Below are 6,822 nucleotides of genomic sequence, written 5' to 3' on the forward strand. Positions count from 1 at the left end.
GAAATTCTGGCTTGGCAAGTCGGCATTTTGTTCAAGCTCAACGATATAACTGTGAGTCTGAGACTCGGCCAGACAGACGAAAGACGCGAAAAGCAAAACGTGAAAAATCAGGCTTTTAATGGCTCTCTCCTTTGCTGTTCTCGGGATCAAAGTCAGTAAGGATAGACAAAAGAAAATGACGGGTATTTCCCATAGGTTGGAGGGCTGCACTGGGCAAAAAGTCGCCGCGAAGCGGCCTACCTTGTTCCTGTTCTTGAAACCTGTGGACTGGCAGTATCAGAGATACGATCAGAGACTCCCGGAACTGTGATCTATGAAGACAGCCAACAGGTTGTTGCTGTACCAACGGCCGTTTAGCACCCTTAGCTGTGAATGTCGTAAAAAATTTTGTTAGGAGGACGCCTTTGCCTTTCACTCAGAGAAGCCACCAAAGCCTTAACTTTTTTAGACTGCCCAGATTGTTGAACAACAATGAACAACCTAGAATGAGTTCAAAAGCAATCACGATGGATGGAGACACACTGTGATCGACAGCAATGAGTGGATAGAGTGCAGACCTGAGGTAATGAGAGGTAAACCTTGTATCAAAGGTACCCGAATTACCGTTGAGAGCATTCTTGAAATGCTTAGTTCTGGTATGTCTTATGCAGAAATCATTTCAGACTTTCCCAGCCTGAATGAGATAAAAATAAGAGCTGCACTTGGTTATGCCGCTAATAATTTATCCAAAGGTGATGCTGCTTAGTGTTTCTGATCGACGAAAACTTATCTTACAAGCTGGCAGCAAGACTTGAAGATGATTTTATGGGTATTGAAGCTGTCTCTAAAGTCACTTCTCTGGGAGAAGGCTCTTCAGACGAACAGGTTTGGAAGTATGCGAAAAATCACCAGCTTGCGATACTGACCAGAGATAAGGACTTCGTTGATTACTGGAGCCGACTGGGTCCCCCTCCAAAAGTTATTCATCTCATAATCACTAACTCAAGACTATCCGCGATTGAATCCCTGATAAAACAAAATCGTATTCTGATTCATCAGTTTCTTTCTGAGAACAACAACGGCTTACTCAGGATCCGAGCATAAGACTCTTCTTTTTTAGAACAGAAAATCACTCAGATCCCCGATAGATCGACAGAGTTGATCAAAGCCAGGAAAACTGTGATTAATCACTGTCAGCCGATCCATTATACCAATAGCATTCCGAGTGAAACCCCAATTGCAAGAAGAGATGCAGCAATCAGCCAGAGCTGTTTAATCTCTTTAGTCATAACTAGTGCGTCAAAAATCATTCCAGACAACCTTGTCGAACTTATAGGTTCGACACGTCTTTTGGGAACAATACAAACAAAAAAGCCCAACTCTGTGAGCTGGGCTTTTTTGTTTGTATGGCGCACCCGATAGGATTCGAACCTATGACCTCTGCCTCCGGAGTGATTATTCATACCTTCATTCCATACATTGTCATACCTTTCAATTCATGGAATTATTATATTAACCCATTGATATATATGGATATTTTATCAATCAAACCATTGTATCACAAAATATGGTCTTGCATGGTAGTGTGCCATTTTGAGTGGAAATGTAGTGGAAAATTATTCTCCCACTCAAAACAAGCTGTTTTTCATCGAAAGGTAAACGGATATGCCTAAGCAAAAAGCAGTCAAAATTAACTTCACTAACCGAGCTATTGAGAAGCTGGCTCCCAGGGCAAAAAGTTACAGGGTCTGGGATACTAAACAGAATGGCTTATACCTGTTGGTCAGCCCAACCGGGACACTCACCTACTACCTCAGCTACTCCATTCCTGGAACAAGAGAGCGTCGTGACTTCAAACTTGGACGACACGGCATACTGACCCACGAACAAGCCAGAAAAGCTGCCAGGCTCCATTCAGGAGAAGTTGCCAAGGGCATTGATATTCAGGCTCAAAGGATGTCTGAGCGACAAAGAGCTGTCTCAGAGAGATACAACACCCTCGGAAGCTTTATCGAACATAGATACCAACCATGGGCACTGCAGCATAAAAAACGCGGGAAGGAGGATTTACGACGGGTTAAACACCATTTTGGCCAGTGGTTTCATTTACCACTAAAAGAAATTTCAGTTAGTCGAGTCTCAGAATGGCAAACCGTTCAGTTAAAGAAAGAGCGTCAGGCCAGCGGAATTAACCGTGACATCAATGCTCTGAAAAGCATTCTTTCCAAAGCTGTAGAATATGAAATGATCGACGAATCCCCACTGAAGAGACTCAAGAAACTTAAACAGGATAAGAGTAAGAGAGTTCGTTATCTGTCAATGGATGAGGAAAGCAGGCTCAGATCCGCTTTAGATAACTATGAGCAGGAGATTCGTGAAAGAAGGGCTCGTTTTAACCAGTGGCTAAAAGAGCGCCACAAAAAACCTCGTAGCTATCCTGACGAGGTTTTTGTGGATCACCTCAAGCCAATGGTTCTGCTAGCACTCAATACCGGGATGAGAATTGGAGAACTGTTTAACCTCTGCTGGAGTCACATCGACTGGGCAAACAACTCACTGACCATTGTTGGAGACTTGAGTAAATCAGGTCAAACCAGACACATTCCAATCAGCGATGAGGCTCTATACATTCTGAAAAACTGGCGCAAGGCTTCCATGCAATCACTTCTCGTCTTTCCCAGCCCAAAAACTGGAAAGAAACTGGATAATATCAATTCAGTCTGGACTTCAATCAGAAAAAGCGCAGGGCTTTTCTGGCCCGATGATACCGGTAAACATTTCCGCTTTCATGATTTGCGGCACAGCTTTGCAAGCAACCTGGTAATGGCTGGCGTTGACCTCAACACTGTCAGAGAGCTTCTGGGACATGAAACTATAGAAATGACCTTGAAGTATGCTCACCTGGCTCCAGAGGCATCAGCAGCGGCCATTGCTGCCCTGAACAGTCGAACTCTACCGCCGCCAGGAAAAGACTTTGTCCAAGCAAAATAAGATCTGCTGGTAATTTCTTCAGCTCAGAAAGCAGTCATGACACATTAGCCTGAGCTGAAGATAACCGGTTAACGCTCCACCATCTGACGGAGACTTTGTTGCATCGCTGCTTTGAAAGCCGGATCTGAAGCCAGTAGCTTATATAGCTCCATTTCACTGCGACGGCTCTTCAGCATCACCTCTTCAAAGATTTTTTCGAACGCCAGGTCACGATTATAGGAATCCTGGTTCGTCTTGAATTTCTTTTCAAAATCCGGATGAGAGGTAATGCTTTCAGCGATGTTCAAAAACTTGGTGCGCTGCTCCTCTGATGTGGCACTCCAACCTTGAAACCAGCGCTCGTTAAAAGCTCGGATAATGACATCCAGCGAGTCAGTTTCGTCATCACTGCCCTGGGCACCACGAGGATTCGGGTTCTGTGGTTCAAGCTCTGTTTCGCTGTCATCGAGACTAATAGCCTGATTCAGTTTGGTTCGTTCCAAACCGTATGACGAAAGGTCAACCGAATTCAACAAATCATCCAGTTGTTCTGAATCAGGGTCTTTAATGATCAGTTTGGGAATCAAGAACTTCAAGAACCAGAACAGCTTCTCCCAGTCCACAACCTCATAAGGCATAATTGCTGCCATCTGTCCGTAGATTTTAACAAACTGTTTAGCTTTTACTTTGAAGTCAGCTTTGTCAGGGTCCTCCAGTTCCAACTCTACATTGAAACGATCAGCCGCTATATCAATAATCGGGCTTAATTTCTGAGCATCAGCCCCCTTCCAGTAGAGCTCATTAAACTGGTTCACTTCATGCCATTCGTACACTCCAGCTTCATCCAGCACATCCTTCAGCTCATGCAATACGTTCACGTCAGTAGCATCAGACAGTGTGGTAGACGTATAGAATGGATCAAAAGCACTTTTGAGATCATCTACCGAATTAAAGAAGTCCAGAACAAACAAATCTTCGGTTTTCTTGGCCAGCTTTGGTGCAGCACGGTTAAGCCGAGACAATGCCTGCACTGCCAGAACCCCCTGCAACTTTTTGTCTACATACATAGCTGCCAGCTTGGGTTGGTCAAATCCCGTCAGGTATTTATTGGCGACTACCAGCAGGCGGTATTCATCCTTATCAAAGTAGTCACGAGTCTCGTTTTCTGGGAAGCCATTCATGGCCTGCTCAGAGTATTCAATACCATCCACTTCCTTTGTGCCGGAAAAAGCAATCACTGCTTTGAATGGATCACCACGTTCTGCCAGAAGTTTGCCAATGGATTGATAGTAACGAATAGCTGTCTCAATGTTCTGGGTAATGATCATACCCTTCGCCTTACCTTTCAGCTTCTTGCTGTTCACCACCTTGGGAATAAAGTGGTCAAATATTACTTCGGCCTTAACATCAATGGTCTGCTGATGCCGTTCAACATAGGCACGCAGCTTTTTCTGAGCCTTGGTCGTATCAAACAATGGGTTGTCTTTGATGGACTTCTGAATCTCGTAATAGCTTTTGTAAGTGGTGTAGTTGGCCAACACATCCAGGATAAAGCCTTCTTCAATGGCTTGTTTCATGGAATACAAATGAAAAGGCTTAAAACTACCATCCCCCTGCTGTGAGCCAAACTTTTCCAGCGTTGCGTTTTTGGGAGTCGCCGTAAATGCAAAATAAGATGCATTCCCACGCATTTTTCGGGATTGCATGGCATGAATGATCTTATCCTGAGCATCCATATCGTCTTCATTCAGCTCGTCAGCTTTGCCCATAGCACGGTTCATGTTGTCGTGGGCAGAACCACTCTGGGAACTGTGCGCCTCATCAATAATGACTGCAAAGCGTTTGTCACTGAGATCACTGATGCCATCAATAATAAATGGGAATTTCTGGATAGTCGTAATAATGATCTTTTTCCCCTGCTCCAGTGCACTTTTTAGCTCAGAAGACTTGAAAGCAGGGGCTATAATATTTTTGACTTCGGAGAATTCCTTGATGTTCTCCCTCAGTTGCTTGTCCAGCAGTCGACGATCTGTGACGACAATGACAGAATCAAAGAGAGGCTGCTCCAGGCTTTTGGCTCCAGGTATATCACTACTGACTGGATAGGTTTCAATCAGTTGATAAGCCGCCCAGGTGATAGAGTTGGATTTGCCAGAGCCTGCTGAGTGTTGAATCAGATAGGTCTTTCCGACACCGTGGAGACTGGCATCTGCTACCAGTTTTCGAACCACATCCATCTGGTGGTAGCGGGGGAAAAACAATGTCCGCTTGTTCAGAGCATCTTTCTTCGCTCCATCCAGGCGTACGAAATGCTGGATGATATTGGCCATGCTCAATTTGCTGAAAACATCTTCCCATAAATAAGCCGTCTTATGGCCACTCAAGTTAGTTGGATTGCCTGCACCAAAGTTATGCCCCTTGTTAAAGGGCAAAAAGAAAGTGCTTTTTCCAGCCAGTTTAGTCGTCATGTAGACCTCATCTGTGTCTACCGTCATATGCACCAGACAGCGACCAAACTGCAATAAGGACTGGGTATTATCCCTGTCAATACGATACTGTTTTTGACCATGATAGCGGGCGGTCTGCCCTGTCCAGGGGTTCTTCAGTTCCAGCGTGGCAAAAGGCAGCCCGTTGATAAACAACACCATGTCGATTTCTTGCAGAGTATTTGCCAGGGAATATCGAACCTGTCGTGTGCTGCTGAAAATATTGGCGGCAAACCGTTCTTTCACTTTCTCGGAGCTGCTGGCCAGTGGCGCGGGGTAAAGCAGAGTCAGGTGAGCATTATCAACGTCCAGCCCTTTTTTGAGCAGATGTAGCAGACCATACTTTTTCACCATCCGGTGGTAACGTTCCAGCACCTTCTGTTGCCAATCGGCACCGGTTTTCTGGAGTTTTTCCAGTTCGTCTGGCTGAGTGGCTTCAAGGAACGCCCAGAACTGTTTGTTATCTATGGCGTAGTGAGCATTAAAATCTTGTGGATAACCCAGCCTGTAACCATGGTGTTGACTGAAAGGTAGATCACCATCCGCTATGCTGTTCTTCTCTTCAAGGCATGTGCCGGTAAGCTGTTTTTCAATGGTGGCTTCAAGCGCCTGCTCGTTGGTCTGGCTAACCATAATGATCACTCAATTGACAATGGAACCTATGGGGTTACACTTTTACTATGATTTTAAGCTTTCTGCATAAGGGGCTGGAACGGTTCTATCGTACAGGTAAAACCTCAGGGATTCAGGTGAAACATGCAAAAAGACTGCAGCGGATACTGCCTGTTTTAAATCGGGCAAAAACACCTTCCGATATGGACTTGCCCGGCTTTCGCCTTCACCCTATGCAGGGTGAGCGTAAAGGCACCTGGTCTGTGACAGTCAGTGGCAACTGGCGTGTGACATTCCGGTTTACCGGCAACGATGTTGAAATTGTGAACTACGAGGATTACCACTGATGGAAATGTATAACCCCGCACACCCCGGCGAAATACTTGGAGAAGAAATACTAAAGCCTCTGGGTATCAGCATTACAAAAGCGGCTGAGCTACTGAAGGTCAGCCGTAAAACCTTGTCTAAAGTGGTCAATGGTCGTGGAGCCATTACCGCCGAAATGGCCCTACGGCTGGAAAAGGTATTTAACAATCCATCGGCCAGCACTTGGCTGGCGATCCAGAATGATTACGACCTCTGGCACCTGAAGCAAGAAGATCTGAATGTTACTCCTTACCGATCAGATGCTGCCTGAGTGGTGGCATTATGCCCAGCTCTGATTGCCGGAGCCAAAGGTGCTGCCAGCCCCCTTCCATAAGTTGCGACCATAGCCGCCCAGTTTACTGCGCACATCATTGGCAATCACAACACCGGCCGCTGCAAAAGCCACAGC

General features: G+C 45.6%; 7 protein-coding genes. 5 read left to right on the forward strand and 2 right to left on the reverse strand.

Going from position 1 to position 6,822, the window contains the following annotated elements:
* Positions 1 to 523 precede the first annotated feature (523 nt).
* The gene (locus ACR2PX_RS21805; RefSeq protein ID WP_434001467.1) at positions 524 to 745 is read left to right on the forward strand and encodes a DUF433 domain-containing protein; all 222 of its coding nucleotides are present in this window, start codon (positions 524 to 526) and stop codon (positions 743 to 745) included.
* Complete coding sequence (locus ACR2PX_RS21810; RefSeq protein ID WP_434001468.1) at positions 745 to 1,083, forward strand: DUF5615 family PIN-like protein; 339 nt, start codon at positions 745 to 747, stop codon at positions 1,081 to 1,083. The genes ACR2PX_RS21805 and ACR2PX_RS21810 overlap by 1 nt, the downstream gene beginning before the upstream one ends.
* A gap of 101 nt (positions 1,084 to 1,184) precedes the next feature.
* Here the strand turns inward: ACR2PX_RS21810 and ACR2PX_RS21815 are convergent, their stop codons facing one another.
* Positions 1,185 to 1,442, reverse strand: coding sequence for a hypothetical protein (locus ACR2PX_RS21815; protein WP_434001469.1), 258 nt, complete (start codon positions 1,440 to 1,442; stop codon positions 1,185 to 1,187).
* Positions 1,443 to 1,644: 202 nt separating this feature from the next.
* Between ACR2PX_RS21815 and ACR2PX_RS21820 the strand changes: the two genes are divergently transcribed.
* The gene (locus tag ACR2PX_RS21820) at positions 1,645 to 2,970 is read left to right on the forward strand and encodes a tyrosine-type recombinase/integrase (RefSeq protein WP_434001470.1); all 1,326 of its coding nucleotides are present in this window, start codon (positions 1,645 to 1,647) and stop codon (positions 2,968 to 2,970) included.
* A gap of 68 nt (positions 2,971 to 3,038) precedes the next feature.
* On the opposite strand, the gene ACR2PX_RS21825 is transcribed toward ACR2PX_RS21820, so the two are convergent.
* Positions 3,039 to 6,068, reverse strand: a complete 3,030-nt coding sequence (locus tag ACR2PX_RS21825) for a type I restriction endonuclease subunit R (protein ID WP_434001471.1) — start codon at positions 6,066 to 6,068, stop codon at positions 3,039 to 3,041.
* 47 nt (positions 6,069 to 6,115) lie between these two features.
* Between ACR2PX_RS21825 and ACR2PX_RS21830 the strand changes: the two genes are divergently transcribed.
* Positions 6,116 to 6,394: a type II toxin-antitoxin system RelE/ParE family toxin gene (locus ACR2PX_RS21830; RefSeq protein WP_434001472.1), complete on the forward strand. Its 279-nt coding sequence runs from the start codon at positions 6,116 to 6,118 to the stop codon at positions 6,392 to 6,394.
* Positions 6,394 to 6,684 carry a HigA family addiction module antitoxin gene (locus ACR2PX_RS21835; RefSeq protein ID WP_434001473.1) on the forward strand — a complete coding sequence of 97 codons (291 nt, stop codon included), beginning with the start codon at positions 6,394 to 6,396 and terminating at the stop codon, positions 6,682 to 6,684. Before ACR2PX_RS21830 ends, ACR2PX_RS21835 begins: the two co-directional genes overlap by 1 nt.
* The last annotated feature ends 138 nt before the right edge of the window (positions 6,685 to 6,822 follow it).

The organism is Endozoicomonas sp. (assembly GCF_051008435.1).
In the GTDB taxonomy this organism is placed as follows: Bacteria; Pseudomonadota; Gammaproteobacteria; order Pseudomonadales; family Endozoicomonadaceae; genus Endozoicomonas_A.